The organism is Roseovarius sp. PS-C2, from assembly GCF_018862045.1.
Classification (GTDB): Bacteria; Pseudomonadota; Alphaproteobacteria; order Rhodobacterales; family Rhodobacteraceae; genus Roseovarius.
Map to the genome: position 1 here is coordinate 182,575 of NZ_JAHKSQ010000005.1, position 24,988 is coordinate 207,562.

Sequence of the window (24,988 nt, forward strand, 5' to 3'; positions counted from 1 at the left end):
GCCGGTTACCCGTTTAAGGCGAATAAAGGTTGTTTTCCGGGACATGTATGCCATAGTGATCCCGACCCCCTCGGGGTGAAACTGTCGTCCAAATGGTTTGGAGAGTGTCATGAAAAAGTTTTCGACAATCGCAGCTGCTGCAGCCCTCGCTGTTACGGCCGCTGCTCCGGTTGCCGCTGAAGAAACAAACGCCAACGTGAACGCTGATCCGTTCGTGTCGTCGCAAGGAACCACGGGGTCCCTGGGCTTGGGCGTTGGGGCCGGCACCACGGCCGCCATCGTTGCGGGTGTCATTCTGGTTGGCGTGGTCGCCGCTTCGGGCAGCGATGATGCGCCTGTCGTCACCACCACCGGCGGCCGCTGAGCCGCGACTGCGCAAACTGCCGTTACGAATACAGAAACGGGCCCGCAAGGGCCCGTTTCTTGTTTGCCGCAATGTTCCCGGATCAGCGCAGGCGTTGCACCACACTGTGCCCCATCGTCGGCCCCGCCCAATGGCGCGATTGCACGATTTCACCGGCATCCGTCACCAGATAGCTGTTCGTCACGCGCCGTTCGTCCTGATCGCATTGCGCCATCATGCGCGTGACCCGTACCGTCCGGCCGGTTCCATCCGCGAACGCCTCCGATTCGCCGCGGGACACCGTACAATCCGACCTGATCGTGACAGTCTGGTTTTCACCATCCAGATAGCGCTGTTCGATAGATGCCGCGCCGGCCTGCCGGTGGCTGACCAGAGCCAGCAGAGAGTCGATGTCGGACGACATCAGATCATTGCCCAGCCCTCGCGTGGCCGTCAGAACGCCATTGCGGCTGCTGACGCTGCGGCGTTCGGAACTGCCATAGGATGCCCAAGTCCGATAGGCTCCGTTTCGGGCAATCGGCCTGATTATGGCAACCGCCTTGCGTTCTTCCAGACGATAGATCGCCAGCGGTCCGGTGCTGTGGGTCAGCGCATGCTGCGCCACGCGAGCCACTTCATCGGGATCGGGTTCGGCCGGTTTGTTCGCCGAAAGCTGGCCGATCACCGCCTTGCCGACGGTAAAGACATTCTGCCGGTTCTCCACGCTGGAACAGGCGGCCAGCGTCGCGACACAGCCAAACAGGCCAAGGCGGGTCAGGAAGGTCATGCTCATCTCCAGAACTTGCCCCAGCTGTCGGCAATATCGGTTTGTCGCGAGGGGCGCACCGTGTCGTACAACCGGCCCCTGACATTCAGCCGCTGGCCCCCGTCGCGGGTCAGCGACCGGATAACCGCCGTGGGCGATTGCCGCGTCGGCGTTCCAAGCAGCCACGATACCGGTGCGGTAATCCGAATCCCCTTGTCGAACGACCCTTCGCCGAAATCCTGTGCCGATACGTCGGTTTTCGTGGCAAAGGCCCCGACGCGCCAGCCATTCTCGAATTCACGGTCAAGCGAAATGGTCGCGCCCCAGTCTCCGGCCAGATAGCGGCCCGCATCCACCTGCCCGTGGAACCCGTTGCCGAAATCGTAATAGATCGAGGCATGGCCGTTGAATTCGGGGATGGTGCCGCTGACGGTGCGGCGGCTGCGCAGCCCGAATCCTCCGTCGAAATCGCGCGGCTGCACGTAATTCACCTCGCCGCCGATGGCCAGACGACTGTTCACCGGGCGCCACAATACTTCGGCCGAGGCCCCTGCATACATCTGTTCGAGATAGCCAACCGTGGCGCGGGCAAAGATATCGGGTGCAAGCCGGTGATATTTGCTCAGCGTCAGCCAATCCAGCCGCGGCCCATCCTCGCGCGCGTAAATCGCGGCATCCGACCGGACCCGTGGCAGGCGCGAGTTGCTGACCTGTGTGGTCTTGTCCAGATTCCCGAACAGTTTGACCGATGTGCCGCCATCCGCGACCCATCCCTTGCCGAGTTCGGCTTGCGCTTCGAACCGCAGCGCCACATCGGCACGCACCGGATTGTCGGGATCGAAAAGGCTGATACGGGTGAACGGTGCGATCGCCCAGTTGAACCGCGGGAACCGGTCGGCAACGGGCGCGGGCATCCCCCCATAGCGCAGGCTGTCATCGAAACGCGCCGCCGCCAGCGCCTGATCGGCAGGCGCATGTTCCAGCCGCTCCAGATCGCTGCGCCGCAAGGTGACGGTCGTTCCGGGCATTCCGCCCTTTTCGGAAAAGGTGATGCGGAACGTCTCGACCGAGGCGGGCAGCGCGCGCGTCATGATCCGTGCCGTGCGGCCAAGGGCCTGTGCCGGCTGGTCATACGTGGCATTGTTGATCGCCACATGCGCCGCCGTTCCGCTCAGCTCCAGCCCGACAAGGTCAAGCTGATCCTTGGCCAGCATATCCTGCAACTGTTCGGACAGGGCGTTGCGCGCCGTGGGTTGCGTGGCCCATCCAAGATTCCGTGCGCCCTCCGGGTCGCGCACGGCCACCGGCAGCGGTGCCTGCTCGATCCCGCCGGGAACAGGCATGTTCTTGGGATTCAGGCCAAAGGTCAGGCTCACGCCGACCTTTTCACCATACAGCGAATACACCCGCAGATTGGCGTCAGGCGTCAATTTGTAGGTCAGGCCGAAATTATAGGGAGACCCGCGCCGGAACACGCCCGCAGCCTGTTCGATATCGTACCCGTCCGACGAATACTCGGCCGCAAAGGTCAGCCTGTCCGTGATGTCATAGGTGAACCCGCCGAACACGCCGATATCGCCACGGAACCAGTTGGATGTATCTACATCGCCACCCGTGCCGACCCCGGCGAAACTGAACGGATCGCGCGTGCCGAACCCGTCGAAATTATTGCGCGACCCCAGCCGCCCCCAGCCGAATCCGCCCGACACCTTCAGGCGGTCGCCAAAGGATTTGCTGGCGACAAGGTATTCCGCCCCGAGCAGGCCCGTGCCCAGAAAATCCTGCAGGCCGATGGCCACGGCTGGCGTGTACGCGCCTTCCTTCACAAGGCGCAGTTTCAGGTCGAAACTGCGGTCGTAATAGGTGGAAAACTGCGGCGTTAAATCCCTGGTGCCCGAATAGCGAAAGCTGCCGCTCAGCCAAGGTGTGATCTGAAAGCTCAGCGTGCTGCGTCCGAACCCGTCGAAATAGAACGCTGTCGCCGACAGTTGCCCGTCGGGCGCCATCTCGGCCGTGGGCATATCTATCAGCCCGCCCGGTAACCCATAGCTGTTGGTCACGGTCGTCGTCAGATTGTCGGCACCCGCCGATATCGGGCATAGCGTTGCGGCGGCGGCCAGGGCGATGTTGGAAAAACGGGTCAAGCGACCACTCCACATTTGTCATTGCGGAGGAGTCTAACGGCGGGTTCGGAGGACAACAATTCGCTTTAAAGATGTTTTCCACGACATCTGATCGCCTGTCGCATTTTCGCGACTCCGCAGGCGAAAATCAGCCGATCCAGATTGCCGCCAGCGTCACGGCGGCTCCGGCGCCCGCCCCGCCCAGTGCCCATAAAAACGGCACGAACCGCCCGCCAGAGGGCTGGGTCACCGCGGGCATGGATTGCCGGATCAGCGCGTTTTCCACGATACCGGGCAGCCGCGGCCCATAGCGCGCCAGCACCGCCAGCGTCTTCTGCAGATCGCGCACAGCGGCATGCGGCCCGATATTCTTGCGGATATACGCCTCGACCACCGGCCGCGCGACCTGCCAGATGTTGATCTGCGGGCTCAGCGAGCGCGCCACGCCCTCGACCACCACCATCGTGCGTTGCAGCAGGATCAGTTCGGTGCGGGTTTCCATCCCGAACCGTTCCGTCACCTCGAACAGGTAGCTCAGCAGGTTACCCATCGAGATATGCGAGGCATCCATGCCGAAAATCGGCTCTCCCACGGCGCGCAGCGCACGGGCGAACTCGTCCACGTCACGGTCTGCGGGCACATACCCGGCCTCGAAATGCACCTCGGCCACGCGCTGGTAATCGCGCTTGATGAAGCCATAGAGAATCTCGGCGTAGACCTTGCGGGTGTATTCGTCGATATGCCCCATGATCCCGAAATCATAGGCGATGATCTCGCCCGAGGGCGCGACCTTCAGGTTCCCCTGATGCATGTCGGCATGGAAATACCCGTCGCGCAGCGCATGGCTCAGGAACAGTTGCAAGACCCGCTCGCCCAGCGCCACACGGTCATGCCCGGCAGCATCCAGCGCCGCATTGTCGCCCAGCGGCACGCCATCGGCCCAACCCATCGTCATCACCCGGCGCCCCGACAGCGCCCAGTTGATCTGCGGCAGGGCAAACCCGTCGTCATCGGATGTATTGGCCGCGAATTCGCTGGCCGAAGACGCCTCCAGCCGCAAATCCAGCTCGCCCATGACCACGCCCTCGAAATGCGCAATCACGTCCGTCGGGCGCAACCGGCGCGAGGCGGGCGACAGGAATTCGATCATCTTCGCCGCGAAATAGAACGCATCTATGTCCTTGCGGAACGCCTTTTCGATACCGGGGCGCAGCACCTTGACGGCCACCGCTTCGCCGGTTTCGCGCAGCGTGGCGCGATGCACCTGCGCGATGGAGGCCGCCGCCACCGGTGCGCTGAACTCGTCGAACACCGCTTCCACGGGCTGCCCCAACTGATCCTCGACCGACCGCTTGGCAACCTCCACAGGGAAGGGCGGCAGCTTGTCCTGCAACACGCGCAACTGCGTGGCCAGATCCTCGCCCACCAGATCGGGCCGCGTCGACAGGATCTGCCCGAACTTGATATAGGCCGGGCCCAGCGCCGTCAGCGCACGGGTGGCCGGCGGCATCTTGGGATCGCCGCGATAGCCCAGCCATTGAAACGGCCAGGCCAGGAACCGCATCGTGCCCCGCACCAGCGGCGGCGCGTCCATCGCATCCATCACCACACCCATCGCGCCCGTGCGTTCCAGCGTGGCGCCGGTGCGGATCAGGCGCAGAATGTTGTGAGGCCCGCGCATCCTAGATCTTCCAGCCCGAATGCAGGCAGGCAATGCCCATGCTCAGATTGCGATACTTCGCGTTCTCGAACCCGGCGCTGCGCACCATGCCAAGGAATGTCTCCTGATCGGGAAACTTGCGGATCGATTCGACCAGGTACTGATAACTGTCCCGGTCCCCGGCAATAACCTGCCCCATGCGCGGGATGATGTTGAACGAATACAGGTCATAGGCCCATTGCATCAGGTCGTTCGGAATCTGGCTGAACTCCAGCACCATCAGCCGCCCGCCGGGTTTCAGCACGCGAAACGCCTCGTTCAGCGCCTCTTGCGGGCGGGTAACGTTCCGAATGCCGAAACTGATCGTGTAAACGTCAAAGGTTTTGTCCTCGAACGGCAGCGCCATCGCGTCGCCCACCACCCAATCCAGACTGCCCGCCATCTGCTCGGCCTCGGCGCGCTTGCGCCCCTCGATCAGCATCGGCTCGGTCAGGTCCAGCACCGTGGCATGGCCGCGGCCCGCGCGATTCAGGAACCGGAAACTGATGTCGCCCGTGCCCCCGGCCACGTCCAGCAGCCGCTGGCCGGGTCTCGGCGCCAGCCAGTCCATCATCGCGTCTTTCCAGATGCGGTGAATGCCGAAACTCATGGCATCGTTCATCACGTCGTATTTCGACGCGACCGAGCCGAACACACCGCGCACGCGCCCTGCTTTCTCGCCCTCGGGCACTTCCTGAAATCCGAAATGGGTGGTTTTCTCGGTCATTGTCGCAGCGGGGCCTTGCCGTTCAGTGTCACCGCCCTTCTTATAGGGCGGTTGGGGGCGGTTACAATGCGCCCCATTTGCCACAGGACGCCCGAATGCCCGAATTGCCCGAGGTTGAGACAGTGCGCCGCGGCCTCGTCCCCGCGATGGAGGGTGCGGTGATCGCCAGCGCGCAGGTCAACCGCCCCGATCTGCGCTGGCCCTTCCCCGAAAACATGGCCGCCCGGCTGACCGGGCAGCGGGTAACGGCCCTGCGGCGGCGCTCAAAATACATTCTGGCCGACCTGTCCGGTGGGGAATCGCTTCTGATTCACCTCGGCATGTCGGGCCGCATGACCGTGTCGGGCGATCCGTTGGGGCAATTCCACCACGATCACCCCACACCGCAAAAACACGATCATGTGGTGTTCGACATGGACAATGGCGCGCGCATCACCTTCAACGATCCGCGCCGGTTCGGGGCGATGGACCTGATGGATACCGCCGCCGCCGACACGCACCCCCTTCTGGCCAAACTGGGGCCGGAACCCCTGGGCAATGCCTTTGACGAATCCTATCTGGCCGACGCCCTGAAAACCCGCAACACGCCGATCAAATCCGCCCTCCTGGATCAGCGAATCGTGGCCGGACTCGGCAATATATACGTGTGCGAAACGCTCTATCGCGCCGGAATCTCGCCAAAACGTCGCAGCCGCAACATCTCGCGCGCCCGCGCGGCGGCACTGGTGCCGATCATCCGCGACGTGCTGAACGATGCGATCCGCGCAGGCGGGTCGTCCTTGCGGGATTTTCGGCAGGCAGACGGGGAACTTGGCTATTTTCAACACAGTTTCGACGTCTACGACCGCGAGGGGCAGCCCTGCCGCACACCGGGCTGCACCAACACGATTCACCGCATCGTGCAGTCGGGGCGGTCCAGCTTCTATTGTCCCTCCTGCCAAAGATGAGGTTGATCAATGCGCAGACCGTGGTAAGGAATCCGTCCTGACAGAAACAAGCGAAAGCAGATTTCATGGCCTATGAGACGATCATCGTCGAAATAGAAGACCACGTCGCCCTTATCAAACTCAATCGCCCCGATGCCCTCAATGCCCTGAACGCCCAGCTCATGACCGAGCTGTGCAAGGCGCTGAAAGAGGCACAGGCGAATGACAAGGTGCGCTGTGTCATCCTGACCGGCTCGGAAAAGGCGTTCGCCGCCGGTGCCGACATCAAGATGATGAGCGAAAAGGGCTTCGTCGACGTCTTCTCCGAAGACCTCTTCGGCCCCGAGAGCGATGCCATCATGAGCATCCGCAAACCCATCGTCGCCGCCGTATCCGGCTATGCCTTGGGCGGTGGGTGCGAATTGGCGATGATGTGCGATTTCATCATCGCCTCGGACACCGCCAAATTCGGCCAGCCCGAAATCAATCTCGGCGTCATGGCCGGTTTGGGCGGCAGCCAGCGCCTGACCCGTTTCATCGGCAAGTCCAAGGCGATGGATATGAACCTGACCGGCCGCTTCATGGACGCGGACGAGGCCGAACGCTCCGGTCTGGTCAGCCGCGTGGTCCCCGTCAAGAAACTGATGGAAGAAGCCCGCAGCGTCGCGGAAAAGATTGCCGAGAAATCCATGATCTCCACGATGGCGATCAAGGAATCGGTCAATCGCTCCTATGAAACCACCCTGCGCGAAGGGCTGCTGTTCGAACGCCGCGTCTTCCACTCGCTTTTCGCGACCGAAGACCAGTCCGAAGGCATGTCTGCCTTCGTCGAAAAGCGCGAGCCGCAGTTCCGCGACAAGTAAGATCGCAGGCGTCTGGAACGACGGGGCGCGCCTGATCGGCGCGCCCTTTTCCGTTTCGTACGAAACGGGCATGTGTTTCGTACGTTTCGTACGATCCCGAAGGCCGTGCCGCCGTGGGACAAGGCGGGCAGATTCGGCTTTGCAAACCCGTAAAACTTCTCTATAGGGCGTCGTCATACATGCGCGTGCGGCCCGCTCTGGCCAGAATCAGCTACGGCAATCACGATGCCGGCCTGTGGGTTTGCGACGCGCTATTTAGACAACGCAAACCTGATAGAGGTCTGATTCAAATGGCAAATACGCCCCAGTCCAAGAAACGCGCTCGCCAGAACGAACGCCGTCTTGCCGTCAACAAAGCGCGCCGTTCGCGCATCCGTACCCACCTGCGCAAGGTCGAAGAGGCAATCGCCTCGGGCGACAAGGACGTAGCCCAGGCCGCCCTGCGCGCCGCCCAACCCGAACTGATGCGCGGCGTCACCAAAGGCGTCTTCCACAAGAATACCGCCTCGCGCAAAATGTCGCGCCTCGCGGCCCGTGTAAAAGCGCTCGGCTAAGGCTTCACGCTAAATCATTGATCCCAAAGGCGCCGGTCAAACCGGCGCTTTTTTCTTTTATGGCTCCCGGAAAAGCGCCAGGAGATTCTTTTCACGGAAACGTCATGTCAAGCGCGAAGATCAGTTGCCGCCTAGCATGGCAACTTGCTAGCTTCAGCTTGCGATTCACGCTTGGGGGGACAAGCGGCGGCCATGACCGGTACGGCCACGGACGCCAGTGGGCGCGTAGGCAACACAGTTGTCGTGCGCCCTGTCCACTAGACGTCATGTGACGTGCACAACGATGTCGCAGCCAGTGGGGAAAGGCTGCGGTATGTGCGCTGTCACGTTTATTGGGAATTTGGGCTCGGGACAGGGCTTGGCATCCGTTGCCTTTCGCGACGGCAGGTATCTTTTGTTCCAAATTCACCCTCGTGCAGAAACGCGACAACCCGTGCTCATTATGCGCGGGGCAAATATGAAGTGACAAAGCGCGGGACGGGAACGAATGACGCAGGAACAATGGGGTCAACTCAAGCAGGAACTTCTCAAGACAGTCGGCAAGAACAATTATACAAACTGGATCGAACCGCTCGAGCTGTTCGGAGTATCCGACGGGGTGGCCACTTTCAGCGTACCGACCAGCTTCCTGGGCAACTATGTCTCTCAGAATTTCGGAGATCTGATCCTGTATCAGATGAACACGGTCGCACCGCAAATCAGGCGCGTGAAATTCAGTGCCGCCGCCAATTCCGGTCACAGCCCTACCTCTGCTCCCGTGATCGCAAAGCCCCAGTCCGGTGAAAAGCACCCCAAAACGCCTGCACGGCCGGGGGCCGTCAGTTCGGATGATCGGCTGAACACCGCACCGTTGGATGAACGGTTCACCTTCGATACTTTCGTGGTTGGCAAGCCCAACGAGCTGGCGCATGCCGCTGCCAAACGCGTGGCCGAAGGCGGCCCGGTAACCTTCAATCCGCTCTTTTTGTACGGTGGTGTCGGGCTGGGGAAAACGCACCTCATGCACGCCATCGCGTGGGAGCTGAAATCCCGACGCCCTGACCTGAACATCCTGTATCTGTCAGCGGAACAGTTCATGTATCGTTTCGTTCAGGCGCTACGCGATCGCAAGATGATGGACTTCAAGGAACTGTTCCGATCGGTCGATGTTCTGATGGTGGATGATGTGCAGTTCATCGCCGGCAAGGACAGCACGCAAGAGGAATTTTTCCACACTTTCAACGCCTTGGTCGATCAGAACAAGCAGATCATCATCTCGGGCGACCGCGCGCCGGGTGAAATTGCCAACCTCGAAGAGCGGATCAAGTCACGCCTGCAATGCGGTCTTGTCGTCGATCTGCACCCGACGGATTACGAGCTGCGCCTCGGCATCCTGCAATCGAAGTCCGAACAATTCGCCAAAACCTATCCCGGCCTTGAAATGGCCGATGGTGTGCTGGAATTCCTCGCTCACCGCATCAGCACCAATGTCCGCGTTCTCGAAGGCGCGCTGACCCGACTTTTCGCCTTCGCCTCTCTGGTGGGGCACAAGATCACGCTCGAACTGACGCAGGATTGCCTGGCCGATGTGCTGCGCGCCTCCGAGCGCAAGATCAGCGTCGAGGAAATCCAGCGCCAGGTCGCCGACCATTACAACATCCGCCTGTCCGATATGATCGGTCCCAAACGCCTGCGCGCCTTTGCCCGCCCGCGTCAGGTGGCCATGTACCTGTGCAAGCAGATGACCAGCCGCTCGCTGCCCGAGATCGGCCGCCGCTTCGGGGGCCGGGATCACACCACCGTCATGCACGGGGTCAAGCGCATCGAGGAACTGCAAATCCAGGACGGTCAGATCGCCGAAGATCTGGAAATCCTGCGTCGCACGCTCGAAGGCTGAAGCGCCCAAACCGTGTTCACTGCGACAAGCGGCCTTGCCTCGATGCGGGGCCGCCCTTGACGCTCAGGCATTTAGCACTCAAAACACAATAAAAGGCTTGAGCCGCAAGGGGAAGTTGCTAACGTGCCCCTCCGGCGCGGGGCCGGCACCTATTCAGGTTCAGGGAGCAAGGGCATGAAACTCAGCATCGAACGCGGGACGCTGCTCAAGGCCGTGTCGCAGGCGCAATCTGTCGTCGAGCGGCGCAACACCATTCCGATCCTTGCCAACGTCCTGATCGAGGCCGAAGGCGATGCCGTGCATTTCCGCGCCACCGATCTGGATATCGAAGTGGTCGACAAGGCCCCGGCGCAGGTCGAACGCGCAGGCGCCACCACCGTCAGCGCCGTAACCCTGCATGAAATCGTGCGTAAACTGCCCGACGGCGCGCTCGTCACCCTGACCGACGACAGCGCCGCAGGCCGCCTGACGGTCGAGGCCGGGCGCTCGAACTTCAACCTCGCCACCTTGCCGAAAGAGGACTTTCCGGTAATGGCCTCGTCGGAATACAGCAGCAATTTCAGCGCCCCCGCGCCTGTTCTGCGCCGCCTGTTCGACAAGTCGAAGTTCGCCATTTCCACCGAGGAAACACGCTATTATCTGAACGGAGTCTATATGCACGTCGCCGATGCCGAAGGCGGCAAGGTGCTGCGTTGCGTGGCCACCGATGGCCACCGTCTGGCGCGTGTCGATGCCGACCTGCCCGAAGGGGCTGGCGACATGCCCGGCGTGATCGTGCCCCGTAAAACCGTGGGCGAGTTGCGTAAACTTCTGGACGATGACGATATGCAGATCGCCGTATCGGTCAGCGAAACCAAGGTGCGTTTCGCCACGCCCGACATTACCCTGACCTCCAAGGTGATCGACGGCACCTTCCCCGATTACACCCGCGTCATCCCGCAGGGCAACACCCGCAAGCTCGAGGTGGACGCCGCCGAATTCGCGCAAGCCGTGGATCGTGTGGCGACCGTCAGTTCCGAACGCTCGCGCGCGGTGAAGCTGACATTGGACGAAGACCGCCTGATCCTGTCCGTCAACGCCCCCGATAGCGGCGCCGCCGAAGAGGAACTGGCCGTCGCCTATGGTGACGAGCGGCTGGAAATCGGATTTAACGCCAAATACTTGCAGGAAATCGCCAGCCAGGTAGATCGTGAAAACGCCGTGTTCATGTTCAACTCGTCCGGCGATCCCACCCTGATGCGCGAAGGCAACGACACCAGCGCGGTTTACGTCGTCATGCCGATGCGGGTGTGAGGCTGAGCGGAATTTTCAAAATTCCGTGCCGCTTTCTTGCAGGAAAACGGGGCTAGCTGATGGGCGATCTCCACCTCTCCCACCTCACCCTGTCGCATTTCCGCTCGCACAAGGGCGCGCGGCTGACGTTCGATGCGCGGCCCGTGGCGATATTCGGCCCGAACGGCGCAGGCAAGACCAATATACTCGAAGCCGTGTCCCTGTTTTCGCCCGGACGCGGGCTGCGGCGCGCGGCGGCGCAGGACATGGCCCGCCGCCCCGAGGCCCTGGGGTGGAAGGTTACCGGACTCCTGCAATCCCTGCATCAGGTGCACGAGGTCGAAACGTGGTCCGAGGACGGCGCGGCGCGGCAGGTTCGGATCGACGGCAAGAGCGCTTCGCAAACCGCGCTAGGCCGGATCGCGCGGGTTCTGTGGCTGATCCCCTCGATGGACAGGCTGTGGATCGAAGGCACCGAAGGCCGCCGCCGGTTTCTGGATCGCATGACGCTCAGTTTCCGGCCCGATCACGCCGAGGCCACGCTGACCTATGAAAAGGCCATGCGCGAACGCAACCGGTTGCTCAAGGATCAGGTGCGCGATGCTCATTGGTATATCGCGCTTGAACGGCAGATGGCCGAAAGCGGCGCCGCGATCCACGCCAATCGCCTCTATGCGCTCGATCAGTTGCGTGCAGCGCAGGACAAGGCCGAAACCGCCTTTCCTGCCGCCGACCTCGAACTGACAACAACCGAGGGCGACATTCCCGACACCCCCGCCGATCTGGCCGATGCCCTCGCCGAAAGCCGGTTTCGCGATCTGGCGGCCAGGCGCACTCTGGTCGGGCCGCACCGGGCCGATCTCTATGGTGTCTATGCGGCCAAGGGCGTTCCGGCGCGGGATTGTTCGACGGGCGAGCAGAAGGCGCTTCTGGTGTCCCTGATCCTTGCCAATGCCCGCGCACTGGCCCGCGATTTCGGTGCGCCGCCGCTCTTGTTGCTGGATGAGGTCGCGGCCCATCTGGACGCCAGTCGCCGTGCCGCGTTGTACGACGAAATATGCGCTATTGGCGCGCAGGCATGGATGACGGGCACCGGCCCGGAATTGTTTGCCGAACTGGGTGATCGCGCGCAAAGTGTCGAGGTGACGGAAACCGACGGCATCAGCCAGATCAGCGAAAGGCCCCTGCAATGACACCGCAACGTGTGACCCTCATCACGCTTGGTGTGCGCGATCTGCCTCGTGCACGGGCGTTTTATGCCGCCCTTGGCTGGTCCCCGGCAGAGGAAGCGGATGGCATCAGCTTCTATCAGATGAACGGTTTGGTGCTGGGGCTGTTCGGGCTTCAGGCCCTTGCCGCCGATCAGGGCCGCCCCGATGCCAGCCTCGGCACGGGTGCGATGACACTCGCGCAGAACTTCAGCACCGAGGCCGAGGTGGATACCGCCTTTGAACTTGCGATGTCGGCAGGCGCCACGGCACTCAAGCGCCCGGAAAAGGTGTTCTGGGGCGGATATTCCGGCTATTACGCCGATCCCGATGGTCATGTTTGGGAGGTGGCGATGAACCCCTTCTGGCCTCTGGCCGATGATGGCTCTTTGACCCTGCCGGTGGGCGAATGACTCTCTCTCTTTCCGATCTCGCGCTTTATGCGGGCGCTTTGCTCGTGTTGTTCCTGACACCCGGCCCGGTGTGGCTCGCCATGCTGGCGCGCTCCATGTCGGGCGGGTTTAACGCCGCGTGGCCCTTGGCGCTTGGCGTGGTGGTGGGCGATGTGCTCTGGCCGTTCCTCGCCATTCTCGGCGTCACCTGGATCGTGTCGGTGTTTTCCGGCTTCATGCTGGCGCTGCGGATTGTGGCGGTCCTGATGTTCGTCGGCATGGGTATTTTACTGGTCCGTAATGCCGACCGCTCCATCGCTGCCGACAGCCGCCTGACCCGGCCCGGCACATGGGCGGGGTTCATGGCCGGTCTGGCGGCGATCCTTGGCAACCCCAAGGCGATCCTGTTCTACATGGGCGTCCTGCCGGGGTTCTTCGACCTGTCGCGCATCACGCCCCCGGACATTGCCGCGATCGTGTTCCTGTCGTTCCTGATCCCGCTGATCGGGAACCTTTCATTGGCCCTGTTCGTGGACCGCATTCGGCGGGTCATGAGCTCGCCCAACGCGATCCGGCGCACCAATGTGATCTCGGGCTGGCTGTTGATTGTCGTGGGTGTCGTCATCGCCCTGACCTGACGTTTCGCACCGACAAAATACCGACACGATACCGACGTTTTACCGATGCGGTTTCCGGCCCTTTTGGGCGATCCGCGCGGACCCACCGATCTGGGGGTCCGGCACCACTAAATATTGGGGTAAACGCGTGACATCCCCCCCAGAAAATCGTATAAAATGACAAAAGTGCGAAGGGACAAAAGAATGGCCGAAGCAGCACCGTCGCCCGATGATTATGGCGCGGATTCCATCAAGGTTCTCAAAGGGTTAGAGGCCGTCCGCAAACGTCCGGGCATGTATATCGGCGACACCGACGACGGCTCGGGCCTGCACCACATGGTTTACGAGGTCGTCGACAACGGCATCGACGAGGCTCTGGCCGGTCACGCCGACGCGGTGAACGTCACGATTCATGCCGATTCCAGCATTTCAGTCAGCGACAACGGCCGCGGTATTCCGGTCGAAATCCACGAAGAAGAAGGCGTTTCCGCCGCCGAGGTCATCATGACCCAACTCCACGCCGGCGGGAAGTTCGACCAGAACTCCTACAAGGTCTCGGGCGGGCTGCATGGCGTCGGTGTTTCGGTGGTCAACGCGCTGTCCGATTGGCTGGAACTGCGCATCTGGCGCAACGGCAAGGAACACTACGCCCGGTTCGAACGCGGCGAGACCGCCGAACACCTGCGCGAGGTCGGTCCCGCCGATGGCCGCAAGGGGACCGAGGTGCGTTTCATGGCCTCGACCGATACGTTCTCGAACCTCGACTACAGTTTCGAGACGCTGGAAAAGCGCCTGCGCGAACTGGCCTTTCTGAACTCCGGCGTGCGCATCATCCTGCGCGACGAACGCCCCGAAGAGGTACTTGAGGCCGATTTGCACTATGACGGTGGCGTCAGGGAATTCGTGAAGTATCTCGACCGTCACAAGACGGCGATGATCGAAGATCCGATTTTCATCACCGGCGAGCGGGACGATATCGGTGTCGAAGTGGCGATGTGGTGGAATGACAGCTATCACGAAACCGTTCTGCCCTTTACCAACAACATCCCACAGCGTGACGGCGGTACACATATGGCCGGCTTCCGCGGCGCGTTGACCCGCACCATTCAGAAATACGCACAGGAAAGCGGAATCGCGAAAAAGGAAAAGGTGAACTTTACCGGCGACGACGCGCGCGAGGGTCTGACCTGCGTGTTGTCGGTCAAGGTGCCCGATCCCAAGTTTTCCAGCCAGACCAAGGACAAGCTGGTCAGTTCCGAGGTGCGCCCGGCAGTCGAAGGTCTGGTCAACGAGAAACTGTCAGAGTGGTTCGAGGAAAACCCGAACGAAGCCAAGCAGATCGTCGGCAAGATCATCGAGGCCGCCCTTGCCCGTGAAGCAGCGCGAAAAGCCCGCGAACTGACTCGCCGTAAAACCGCGATGGATGTCAATTATCTGGCTGGCAAGCTCAAGGATTGCTCCGAAAAAGACCCCTCCAAGACGGAACTTTTCCTTGTCGAGGGTGACAGCGCCGGGGGCTCTGCCCAAACGGGCCGGGACCGGGGAACGCAGGCCGTTCTGCCGCTGCGCGGTAAGATCCTGAACGTCGAGCGCGCACGATTTGACCGGATGCTCGGCAGCCAGGAAATCGGCAATCTCGTAATGGCGCTTGGCACCGGGATCGGGCGGGACGAGTTCAATCTGTCGAAACTGCGCTACCACAAGATCGTCATCATGACCGATGCCGACGTGGACGGCGCGCATATTCGGACGCTGTTGTTGACGTTCTTCTATCGTCAGATGCCCGAACTGATCGAAAACGGGTATCTCTACATCGCGCAACCGCCGCTATACAAAGTGTCGCGCGGCAAGTCGGAAGTTTATCTGAAAGATGAACCGGCGCTCGAGGATTACCTGATCCAGCAAGGCACCGATGATGCGGTTTTGCGCCTTGGTTCGGGCGAAGAGATCATCGGGCAGGATCTGGTCCGCGTGGTCGAAGAGGCCCGTCAGACCAAACGTATCCTCGAAGCCTTTCCCACGCATTACCCGCGTCACATTCTGGAACAGGCCGCGATTGCCGAGGCGTTCCTGCCGGGACGTGTCGATTCCGATCTGCAAGGCGTGGCCGATACTGTGGCCGAACGGCTGGACCTGATCGCGCTGGAATACGAACGCGGCTGGCAAGGCCGCCCGACACAGGATCACGGCATCCGCCTGACCCGCATCGTGCGCGGGGTCGAGGAAATGCGCACGTTGGACGGCCCCGTCTTGCGCGGGGGCGAGGCGCGCCGCCTAGGGCAACTGACACAGGGGTTGCGCGATATCTATACGCATCCGGCGACATTGGTGCGCAAAGACAGGGTGCAGAATATCTATGGGCCGCTCGATCTGCTGGATGCCATCCTGAAAGAAGGCGAGAAGGGCCTGCAATTGCAGCGTTACAAGGGCTTGGGCGAAATGAATCCCGGTCAGTTGTGGGAAACCACGCTCGACCCCGAGGCGCGCACGTTGTTGCAGGTCAAGATCGACGATGTGGCCGAGGCCGACGATCTGTTCACCAAACTGATGGGTGACGTGGTCGAGCCGCGCCGCGAATTCATTCAGCAAAATGCCCTGAACGTGGAAAACTTGGACTTCTGAACAAGCTATTCGGATGCGACAGCGGGCAGGGTGATCAGAAAAACACTGCCCGCGCCGGGTTCGGATTGTACGCCAAGTGTGCCGCCGGCGCGGGTTACCAGTTTCTGGCTGATCGACAGGCCCAGCCCGGTGCCTTCGGCCTGTTTCGTTGTGTAGAAGGGATCGAAGATACGTTTCAGGACATCGGCAGGAATGCCGTGGCCTGTGTCCTGCACATCTATCGCCACATTGCCCTGCGCATCGCGGACGCGGATGGTCAGCGTTCCGCCCTGCGGCATCGCCTGAATCCCGTTCAGAATGAGATTGACCAGAACTTGCTGCAATTCTGTCCGCGATATGCGTACCTGTAGATCGCTGTCCAGATGCGTGACGATGGATACCCCTGCCGCCTCGATCTGGTGACGGGTCAGCACCAGACAATCCTTGACCACATCGGCGGGTGAAATGACGTTGGTCGCCCCCGAGAACTCCTCGGGTTTGGCGAATTGCAGAAGCTTCGAAACGATGGCGCTGATCCTGTAGACCTGATCGTCGATCAGCCGGAACTCGGTTGAAACCTTTTCGGCTTCTTCATTCAGCAGGCCTCGGGCAACTTCCAGATTGCCCTGAATCACCGCAATGGGATTGTTGATCTCATGTGCGACGCTGGCCGTGATCTCGCCCACGGCGGCCAGCTTTTCGGACATGATCAGTTGCTCGGTCGTTTCTTCCAGCTTGCGGTTGGCTTCGCTCAGGTCGCGGGTGCGCTCGTCGACCTTTTGTTCAAGGCTTTCCGCCCATTCCCGAAGCTGGCGATCCCGTTCCTGGATTCGGTCCAGAAGCGTGTCGAGATGGCTGGCGACTTGTGCGATCTCGCCGCTGTCTCCGGCGGGCAGGTTTCGCGCGTTCATATCGCCGGCCTCGACCTTGGCAATGGTCTGCGTCATCTTTTCGAGCGGCCGGAAAATATGGCCTGCCCATCGCAGGAAGAGAGGAACCGAAAGGATGGTGATCAGCAGAAACAGCAAGGTGATGGTCAGAACAGAATTGACCTTCGCTGCCCGGAATGGTGCTTCGAGAAACCCGACATAGAGCATTCCCACCCGTGCGCCGTGGCTGTCGACAATCGGCTCATATGCCGAAATGTACCAGTCGTTGACGACGAAAGCTCGGTCCAGCCAAACCTGCCCGTCTCCCAGAACCCGTTTGCGCACCGCGGCAGACACGCGGGTGCCGAGCGCGCGGACGTTTTCGAAAAGCCGCACATTGGTCGAAACCCGCACGTCATCGAGAAACAGCGTTGCCGTCCCCTGGCTGCCGTCCGGCAAGCTTTGTTCACGATAAACCAGGGCATTGATCGTATCGATGAAATCGAGGTTCCGGTTTAGCAAACGCCCGCCGACCAATGCGCCGGTCTGCCCATCAGACAGACGGATCGGCGCGGCGGAGTGGATGATCATGCCGCGATCTTCAACGGTGCGATCCGTTGGTACTGCTGCGCGTGTGTCGACCAATGTGATCGCGGCTTTCTCGGACAGGCCGGGCGCAAGTAACTCCAGTTCGGCAGGACGCAGGATGTCGACCGCACTGCGCCAGCGTCCATCAAGCGCCGTTGCGATCACGGGCCAGTTCGCGGGCGAGAAACCTTTGGGGCTATCCTTGCCGTCTGTAACGTAAAGAAAATCCAGCTCCAGCTTCTCGCGCTGCTCGTCCAACAGGGCCTCTCGGGCGCTGTCGTTCTCCATCGCGTCACGCAACGCCACGGAGTTTGCAAACCCGGCAAGACGCTCGCCCGAGTTTTCAAGCAACCTCTGCAAGTATTGATCGGCAATCGTCAGGTCGCCGTTTACTTTGGTAATCAGTATCTCGTCGATCTTACCGGCCCACCGCAACATCGACCCGCCCAGCAAAAGCGGAAGCAGCACAAGCATGGGCAGGAGGGCAATCACAAGAAGGCGAATGCGCACCGAGGATAACAGGGTTCTGAAAACGGACACCCGTCAGATCCCTGCGGCCAGGATGTTCCGGCCGGATTCGACCTCATGTAATCGCGCATTCGACATCGCTAAGGAATACTGTGCCGACATGCCCGGATGCAAGCCGGCCTGGCGTCGCCAAGACGGAACTGCAGCGTGCAAATTCAGAGAGCGCGCCCTAACCTTGACAAAATACCGCTCTGCCACACAACCAATCGAAACAGCTGTCGCAAGGTAGCAAAGGATCACCTATTCTGGCATTCACTTTGTTTCAGGCGCTTCGCTTTTCTGCAAAGATGCAGCGAGCGATTTTACAGGGTTTCGACCGAGGGCGTCGCGTGAGCACTGGTTGGAGCGGCGGAATAGATCCGGAGGCACATGAAACGACCTCAGTCAGATAGCGACCCCCAGCATGCCGGGCTTGATCTGGATCGTCTGATTGCCTGTCCCGGTTGCGATGCGGTCTATACTGCCCCACGGGTCGAGCCGCACGAGCGGGCGTATTGCGCGCGTTGTCACCATGTCCTGATCGCGCCGCGCCGCAAGGCGGGAAAGCAACTGATCGCCCTCGCGCTGACCGTGCTGATCCTGATCGTCGCGGCCTCGGTCTTTCCGTTTCTGGCAATAGACGCGGGCGGTTTGCATCATGGTGCATCTATCCTGCAAACGGCCTTTGCCTTTACCGGGGCGCTGTCGGTTCTGTCTGTCGCCGTCCTGATGTTCATCGTGATCATTCCGATGCTGCGGCTGGTTCTGTTGATCTATGTTCTGGCGCCAATCATTCGTGACCGGCCACCGGCTCGTTGGGCACGCCCGGCCTTCAGGCTGTCCGAGGCATTGCTGCCGTGGTCGATGGCCGAAATCTTCGCGCTTGGCTGTGCGGTGGCGCTGGTCAAGATCGGGGATATGGCACATGTCGTGTTCGGCCCGGCGGCATGGATGTTCGCGGTTCTCGTCGTCATCGTGGTGGTCACCGACAATCTGATGTGCAGGTATTCGATATGGAAGTCGTTGGAGAATTGAAAACCGCGCGCGAAATGGGCCTCGTGGGCTGTACCCGCTGCTCACGGGTTTCGCCCGTGGGCACGCAATATTGTCCGCGTTGCGGCAGCGCCTTGCAGTCACGCGACAGGCTGTCATTGCAAAAGGTCTGGGCGTGGTGGCTGGTCGGACTGATGTGCTATATCCCGGCCAATCTCTATCCGATGCTGGAAACCCGCACACTGGTGAGCACCCAAAGCAATACGATTGTCGGCGGTGCGGTGGAACTGGCGCTACATGGCAGTTGGGGCGTGGCGCTTATTATCCTGACGGCAAGTGTCCTGATTCCGGTGACAAAGTTCATCCTGATCGCAGGGCTGGCCATTGGCGTTTGGCGTGGTCCTCAGGTTTCCGGCCAGCGGCGGCATTTTCTCTATGAGGTGGTCGAATATATCGGCCGCTGGTCGATGATCGACGTCTTTGTCGTTGCGATTCTGTCAGCGCTGGTTCAACTTCAGGCGCTGGCTTCGATCACTCCCGGACGGGCCAGCCTGTTTTTCGCGCTGTCGGTCATCTTCACGATGCTGTCGGCGCAGAGTTTCGACAGCCGGCTGATATGGGATACACAGCGGCGCAGCGATGCGCCCGACCATAGCTCGGCATCCGGCGATGTCAGAAAGGAAAGTTCCGCGTGACGAGTGTTGATCCAACCCCTCCTGAACCCCCGGTGAAAGAGGCAGGTCAAAGCCTGTTCCAACGGTTCACGTTCGTGTGGATTGTGCCCATCATCGCGTTGCTGACGGTTTTTGGAATTGCAATCCAGAATTATCTGGACCGCGGGCCGTTGATCGAAATCAGTTTCGAAAATGCCTCGGGCGTCAAACCGGGCACGACCGAAGTCCGGTTCCGCGATGTCGTTGTCGGTCTGGTCGAGGATGTCGGCTTTACCGACGGGCTTGGGCGCGTTCTGGTGTCTGCGCGTCTGGACAAGGAAGTTGCGCCCTATGTCGATTCCGGTGCCCAGTTCTGGGTGGTGCGCCCGCAGGTCAGCACGCAGGGCGTTTCAGGCCTGAATACGGTGCTGTCGGGTGTTTATATCGAAGGTGTTTGGGACGATCGCCCAGAAGGCATGCGGCCCCGGTTCGAGGGTTTGCCGGACGCGCCGCTGGAAAGTCTGGGCGAGGATGGGCTGCGGCTGACGCTTCGGGCTGCGGGCAAGACGACGCTGACACCGAACGCACCGATTCTTTATCGGGGCATCACCGTGGGGCGGCTTGGTAGAACCCGAATATCCCCCGACGGTGTCGCCGCCGAGGCCGAGGCTCTGATTTTCAAACCGCATGACCGCCTGGTAAGTTCCGCGACGCGGTTCTGGGATACATCGGGTTTTTCCTTCTCGCTCGGGCCGAACGGCGCGGCGCTGGATTTTTCCTCGCTCGCATCGCTGCTATCGGGCGGGGTGACGTTTGAAACGATGGTCTCGGGCGGCACTCCCGTAGAGCCCGACACCAGTTTTGTCGTCCACCCCGACGAGGGAACCGCGCGCTCCAGTATCTTTGCCGCCGATGACGGCGAGCGTGTTACCCTGTCCGCAGTGTTTGACGAGAATGTTTCCGGCCTGACCGTCGATGCACCGGTCGAACTGAACGGATTGCGGATCGGAAAGGTGACTGCGCTTAGCGGCCTGGTCGATCCCGATGTGTTTGGCGACAATCGGGTGCGCTTGGTGGTGACCCTGTCCATACGTCCCGGCCGTCTGGGTCTTGAGGGTGAAGAAGGGGCCGATACCGCCCTGGATTTCATCCGCCAACGCGTGAGCGACGGTTTGCGCGCCCGGTTGGCCACGGCCTCGATCCTGACAGGGGGGCTCAAGGTCGAACTGGTTGACGTGCCCGGCGCCCCGCCTGCCCGGTTGGAAAGTGGTGAGGCCGATGTTCTGTATATCCCGACCACCGAAAGCGATATCGCGGATGTGTCGGCCACGGCGCAGGGTGTGTTTGAACGGATCAACGCCTTGCCGGTCGAGGAGGTCATGGAACAGGCGATCACGCTGATGGAAAACGCCAATAACCTGATCACAAGCGATGACATTCGGGCCGTGCCGGAGAACCTGAACGGGCTCTTGGGCGATGCGCGCGGAATAGTGAACTCTGACGATATTCAGGCCCTGCCCGAGCGGTTGAACGCGGTGATCACCGAGCTTCAGGCAACCGTCACCCGCCTGAACGAGCAGGATACGGTTACGCGCCTGACCGCCGCCGTGGATAGCGCCACCGAGGCCGCCGAGGGCGTAAGCAGTGCCGTTGCCGGGGTCCCTGATCTGGTCGAACGGCTGAACGCGGTCGCAGCCAAGGCCGAAACGGTCGAGATCGACACGCTGGCGGCAGAGTTTACCGACCTTCTGCAAACCACCGAAAGCCTGTTGGCGAGCGATGCCGCCAGGCAATTGCCGGAAAAGCTGAACGGAGCGCTGACGGAACTCGGTGCGGTACTGGAACAGTTGCGCGAAGGCGGTGTTGTTGAAAATGCCACCTCGGCACTGGCTTCGGCCAGTGAGGCTGCCGATACCGTTGCCGACGCAGGCCGTGAACTACCCGACCTGATCGCGCAGGCCAAGGGCGTTCTGGCCCGCGCGAATGCCACATTGGAAGGCTACGAGGCCAGCAATGGTATCGGGCGTGATGCGCGCGCTGCCCTGATCGAGGTTCAAAAGGCGGCCAAGGCCGTTGCATCCCTAGCCCGCGCCATTGAACGCAATCCCAATTCCCTACTGACAGGACGTTGAGTATTATGCCCAAAATCGGTTTTGCCCCTTTCCTGTTGACAGCTGTCATCGTGTCCGCTTGCAGCGGCGCGCCTGACCAACGCATTGCAGTTCCCAAAGCGGGCATCGGCGCGACTCAGACCATCGCCTATCGCTCGGTTGCGTTGCGCGAGGTTTCCTTGCCCAGCTATGCGGCGTCCGAGGAAATTTATGTTGCTGATGAGACGGGACTACTGAACAGCACCGAGGGTCTGATATGGGCCGACGATCCCAGCCGGGCGGTGACACTGGAACTGTCGCGCTACCTGTCGCAGATCACCCGCGCGCGGATCGCGTCGGAGCCATGGCCGTTCGCGGGATATCCCGAGGCCGAGGTCGAATTGCGGATCGAGGATATGCTGGCCCATGCAGATGGCACGTTTCGCCTGAGCGGGCAGTATTTCGTTTCGTCGGAAACGGGCCGTGATCGGGCGCGTCTGTTTGACCTGACTGTCCCGATCGAGGGCGATGCCACGGCGGCGGATATTGCCGCCGCGCGTGGTCAGGCGGTGCGTGATCTGGCTGTTGCAATCGCGCGCGACGGCTTGCGCTGAGCGGTCGCCCTAGTTGATCGAACTGGTCAGCCCCTCGGGTTTGCCGACCACCACGAAGGTCAGTTTCGACGGGTCCAGCAATTCGCGCGCGACACGGTTCACATCGTCCAGCGTCACGGCGTTCACCATGTCGTTTCGATTGGCGATGTAGTCCGTATCCAGCCCTTCCATCTGCATGTTGACGGCGATGTTCGCAATCGGCGCGTTTCCGTCGAACCGCAGCGGATAAGCCCCTGTCAGATAGGTCTTGGCATCGGCCAACTCTTCTTCGGTGACTCCTTCGTCGCGTATGCGTTCCCACTCGGCGCGGATGACGTTGATCGCCTCGGCAACCCGGTTATTGGCGGATGCGACGGAGCCCAGCCAAAGCTGTGCGTTTTCCTTGTCCACGAGATAGGAATAGACGCCATAGGTCAGCCCGCGCTTTTCGCGTACTTCATTCATCAGGCGGCTTTCGAACGATCCGCCGCCGAGGATGTGGTTCAGCAGGTAGGCGGCAAAGAAATCCGGATCGTCCCGGTCGATCCCCGGCTGGCCGAACATGACAACCGATTGCGGGGTGTCGTAATCGACGATCTCGACCCCGCCGGGCAGGTTGATGTCTGCCGCGCCGGGCAAGTCGGGGCCAGCTTCGGGCAGGTCCAGCAACAGCTTGTCCAACAGCGTTGCAAGTTCATCTTCGGTAATGTCGCCCACCGCGCTGACATACAGTCGCTCACGGGTCAGGGCGGTCTTGTGGGCCGCGACGATATCGTCGCGGGTCAGGTTCGCGACACTTTCCAGTGTGCCGAATTCGGGACGGCCATAAGGATGATCGCCATACACCAGCTTGGCAAAAGCGTCGCCTGCGATGTCACGCGGGTCTTTCTGGTTCGAGCGAATGATCGAATTGACCTGTCCGCGCACCCGGTCGATTGCGGATTGCTCGAAGGTCGGATTGATCAGGCTTTCCCGTAGGAGCGCCACGGCCTGATCCCGGTTTTCGCTCAGGAAGCGGGCCGAGATGCCCACCGTATCGTCCGAAGCATCGTAATTGAACGAGGCGGCGAGCGCTTCGGCCTCGCGGGCAAAGCTGCGCGCATCCATGTCGCCAGCACCTTCTTCCAGCAGGCCGACCATCAGGCTTGTCAGCCCTTCCTTGCCGTCCGGGTCCAGCGACGTGCCGCCCTGAAACCGCAGTTCAAGCGCGACGAAGGGTATCGAATGTTCCTCGACCAGCCACGCGTTGATGCCGCCGGGGGTGGTCATTTCCTTGATATTGACCTCGGCCCATGCGGGCAAAGCCGCAAGCAGGGTCACGAACGACAGAACGAAACGCATCATTGGGTCACCTCCGGTGCGGCCAGCCAGCCTGTTACGGCCTTGTCTCGGTCAAGAACCTCGCGCGCGGCGGTCATGATATCCTCGGCTGTCACCGCTTGCAGGATATCGGGCCACGCTTGCACGTCCTCTACGGTCAGGCCCTGCGTCAGAGCGCGGCCATAGCGATTGGCCAGCCGCCCGACGTCGTCCTGCCCATAGATTTGCGAGGCGCGCATCTGCATCTTGATCCGGTCCAGTTGCTCGGGATCGACGCCGGTTTCCAGAAAGCCCGCGATCACGTCATCCATCGCGTCTTCGGCTTGTTGCAGGGTGACGCCGGGCGCGGGCATGACCACCAGATCGAAGGTCGAGTCATCCAGCGATGTGTTCCCGTAATAGGCAGCGGTGTTCACCGCCTGACGGGTTTCAAACTGCAGCGCTTCGGCTAGTACCGACGTCGATCCACCCCCAAGGATTTCAGCCAGCAACGTCAAAGCCGCTGCCTTCTCTTGTGATCCGCTGTCGCGTTCGGGGGCAAGATACGAGCGCGTGACATAAGGCTGCGCCACGCGTGCGTCCCTGAACACCATCCGCCGCTCGGCCATCTGGCGCGGTTCCTGCGGGCGGGCGCGTTCGGGCAAGTCAGGATTCGCCGGCAACTTGCCATAGTGTTTCTGCGCCATGTCGCGCACGCTGTCCGGGGTCACATCGCCGGCAACGATCAGGATGGCGTTATTGGGCGCGTAATAGGTCTGATAATACTCCAGCGCATCCTCCAGCCCCAGTTGGCGCATCTCGTTCGGCCAGCCGATGATCGGAATGCCGTAGGGATGATTGAGATACTGCGCCGCGTTCATTTGTTCGCGAAACAGCGCGCCGGGGTTGTTTTCGACCCTCTGGTTGCGTTCTTCGATGATTACGTCGCGTTCGGTCAGGATGTCGTCTTCGCCCAGTTGCAGATTGACCATCCGGTCGCTTTCCATCTGCATCATCAAATCCAGACGATCCGCCGCGACACGTTGAAAATAGGCGGTGTAGTCATAGCTGGTGAACGCATTGTCGCTACCGCCGTTGCGCGCCACCGTGGCCGAAAACTCGCCCGGCTCCAACGTTTCGGTGCCTTTGAACAGTAAATGCTCCAGAAAGTGCGCCACGCCCGAGACGCCGGGTTTTTCGTCTGCCGCGCCCGCGCGATACCAGACCATGTGAACGACGACGGGCGCGCGATGATCTTCGATCACGACCACGTCCATTCCGTTATCCAGAGTAAAGGATGAAACCTGTTCCTTGGCGACGGCGGGCAGGGCTGTGGCAAGGCAGAACATGGCGCTTGCGATAAGTCGGCGCATTGAACACTCCGTTTGACGGCGAATGGCTGTGGGTAAGATACGGTGCGGTCAGCACG

21 protein-coding genes are annotated in these 24,988 nt (G+C 61.2%); 14 read left to right on the top strand and 7 right to left on the bottom strand.

Annotated elements, in window-relative coordinates; genetic code table 11:
• Window positions 1-109: 109 nt before the first annotated feature.
• A complete protein-coding gene (locus tag KPG71_RS11160) occupies window positions 110-364 on the top strand; it encodes a hypothetical protein (protein ID WP_216338152.1) in 255 nt (84 codons plus the stop codon).
• Between the two features lie 82 nt (window positions 365-446).
• Here KPG71_RS11160 and KPG71_RS11165 read toward each other — a convergent pair whose 3' ends face one another.
• The 4 genes from KPG71_RS11165 to ubiE all read right to left on the bottom strand — a co-directional run bounded on the left by KPG71_RS11165 (window position 447) and on the right by ubiE (window position 5,658).
• Complete coding sequence (locus KPG71_RS11165; RefSeq protein ID WP_253196203.1) at window positions 447-1,136, bottom strand: YjbF family lipoprotein; 690 nt, start codon at window positions 1,134-1,136, stop codon at window positions 447-449.
• Entirely contained in the window at window positions 1,133-3,253 is a 2,121-nt protein-coding gene (locus tag KPG71_RS11170; RefSeq protein WP_367397346.1) for a YjbH domain-containing protein, read from the bottom strand. Before KPG71_RS11170 ends, KPG71_RS11165 begins: the two co-directional genes overlap by 4 nt.
• A gap of 127 nt (window positions 3,254-3,380) precedes the next feature.
• Window positions 3,381-4,913, bottom strand: coding sequence for a 2-polyprenylphenol 6-hydroxylase (gene ubiB / locus KPG71_RS11175; RefSeq protein ID WP_216338154.1), 1,533 nt, complete (start codon window positions 4,911-4,913; stop codon window positions 3,381-3,383).
• Window position 4,914: 1 nt separating this feature from the next.
• The gene (gene ubiE / locus KPG71_RS11180) at window positions 4,915-5,658 is read right to left on the bottom strand and encodes a bifunctional demethylmenaquinone methyltransferase/2-methoxy-6-polyprenyl-1,4-benzoquinol methylase UbiE (protein WP_216338155.1); all 744 of its coding nucleotides are present in this window, start codon (window positions 5,656-5,658) and stop codon (window positions 4,915-4,917) included.
• 95 nt (window positions 5,659-5,753) lie between these two features.
• Between ubiE and mutM the strand changes: the two genes are divergently transcribed.
• The 9 genes from mutM to gyrB all read left to right on the top strand — a co-directional run bounded on the left by mutM (window position 5,754) and on the right by gyrB (window position 15,988).
• Window positions 5,754-6,605, top strand: a complete 852-nt coding sequence (mutM, locus tag KPG71_RS11185; RefSeq protein WP_216338156.1) for a bifunctional DNA-formamidopyrimidine glycosylase/DNA-(apurinic or apyrimidinic site) lyase — start codon at window positions 5,754-5,756, stop codon at window positions 6,603-6,605.
• Window positions 6,606-6,670: 65 nt separating this feature from the next.
• Complete coding sequence (locus KPG71_RS11190; protein ID WP_216338157.1) at window positions 6,671-7,447, top strand: enoyl-CoA hydratase; 777 nt, start codon at window positions 6,671-6,673, stop codon at window positions 7,445-7,447.
• A 290-nt stretch (window positions 7,448-7,737) separates the two neighbouring features.
• Entirely contained in the window at window positions 7,738-8,001 is a 264-nt protein-coding gene (rpsT, locus tag KPG71_RS11195) for a 30S ribosomal protein S20 (RefSeq protein WP_216338349.1), read from the top strand.
• Window positions 8,002-8,488: 487 nt separating this feature from the next.
• The gene (dnaA, locus tag KPG71_RS11200; protein WP_216338158.1) at window positions 8,489-9,877 is read left to right on the top strand and encodes a chromosomal replication initiator protein DnaA; all 1,389 of its coding nucleotides are present in this window, start codon (window positions 8,489-8,491) and stop codon (window positions 9,875-9,877) included.
• Window positions 9,878-10,051: 174 nt separating this feature from the next.
• Window positions 10,052-11,170, top strand: coding sequence for a DNA polymerase III subunit beta (gene dnaN, locus KPG71_RS11205; protein WP_216338159.1), 1,119 nt, complete (start codon window positions 10,052-10,054; stop codon window positions 11,168-11,170).
• Window positions 11,171-11,229: 59 nt separating this feature from the next.
• Entirely contained in the window at window positions 11,230-12,342 is a 1,113-nt protein-coding gene (recF, locus tag KPG71_RS11210; RefSeq protein WP_216338160.1) for a DNA replication/repair protein RecF, read from the top strand.
• The gene (locus KPG71_RS11215; protein ID WP_216338161.1) at window positions 12,339-12,770 is read left to right on the top strand and encodes a VOC family protein; all 432 of its coding nucleotides are present in this window, start codon (window positions 12,339-12,341) and stop codon (window positions 12,768-12,770) included. The genes recF and KPG71_RS11215 overlap by 4 nt, the downstream gene beginning before the upstream one ends.
• Window positions 12,767-13,387, top strand: coding sequence for a LysE family translocator (locus KPG71_RS11220; RefSeq protein WP_216338162.1), 621 nt, complete (start codon window positions 12,767-12,769; stop codon window positions 13,385-13,387). Before KPG71_RS11215 ends, KPG71_RS11220 begins: the two co-directional genes overlap by 4 nt.
• A gap of 183 nt (window positions 13,388-13,570) precedes the next feature.
• Window positions 13,571-15,988: a DNA topoisomerase (ATP-hydrolyzing) subunit B gene (gene gyrB, locus KPG71_RS11225; protein WP_216338163.1), complete on the top strand. Its 2,418-nt coding sequence runs from the start codon at window positions 13,571-13,573 to the stop codon at window positions 15,986-15,988.
• A gap of 5 nt (window positions 15,989-15,993) precedes the next feature.
• Here gyrB and KPG71_RS11230 read toward each other — a convergent pair whose 3' ends face one another.
• A complete protein-coding gene (locus KPG71_RS11230; protein ID WP_216338164.1) occupies window positions 15,994-17,898 on the bottom strand; it encodes a cache domain-containing protein in 1,905 nt (634 codons plus the stop codon).
• Between the two features lie 423 nt (window positions 17,899-18,321).
• On the opposite strand from KPG71_RS11230, the gene KPG71_RS11235 reads away from it, so the two are divergent.
• The 4 genes from KPG71_RS11235 to KPG71_RS11250 are packed head-to-tail and all read left to right on the top strand — an operon-like array spanning window position 18,322 to window position 22,281.
• Window positions 18,322-18,966 carry a paraquat-inducible protein A gene (locus KPG71_RS11235; protein WP_216338165.1) on the top strand — a complete coding sequence of 215 codons (645 nt, stop codon included), beginning with the start codon at window positions 18,322-18,324 and terminating at the stop codon, window positions 18,964-18,966.
• Window positions 18,967-18,980: 14 nt separating this feature from the next.
• Window positions 18,981-19,619 (top strand): paraquat-inducible protein A, encoded by a 639-nt coding sequence (locus KPG71_RS11240; protein WP_216338350.1) that lies wholly within the window; start codon window positions 18,981-18,983, stop codon window positions 19,617-19,619.
• On the top strand, window positions 19,616-21,709 hold the full coding sequence (locus KPG71_RS11245; RefSeq protein ID WP_216338166.1) for an MlaD family protein: 2,094 nt from the start codon (window positions 19,616-19,618) through the stop codon (window positions 21,707-21,709). Before KPG71_RS11240 ends, KPG71_RS11245 begins: the two co-directional genes overlap by 4 nt.
• Window positions 21,710-21,759: 50 nt before the next feature.
• Complete coding sequence (locus KPG71_RS11250) at window positions 21,760-22,281, top strand: membrane integrity-associated transporter subunit PqiC (RefSeq protein ID WP_367397347.1); 522 nt, start codon at window positions 21,760-21,762, stop codon at window positions 22,279-22,281.
• Window positions 22,282-22,290: 9 nt separating this feature from the next.
• Here the strand turns inward: KPG71_RS11250 and KPG71_RS11255 are convergent, their stop codons facing one another.
• Window positions 22,291-23,604, bottom strand: a complete 1,314-nt coding sequence (locus KPG71_RS11255) for a pitrilysin family protein (protein WP_216338168.1) — start codon at window positions 23,602-23,604, stop codon at window positions 22,291-22,293.
• A complete protein-coding gene (locus KPG71_RS11260; protein WP_253196222.1) occupies window positions 23,601-24,908 on the bottom strand; it encodes a pitrilysin family protein in 1,308 nt (435 codons plus the stop codon). Before KPG71_RS11260 ends, KPG71_RS11255 begins: the two co-directional genes overlap by 4 nt.
• Window positions 24,909-24,988: the final 80 nt, after the last annotated feature.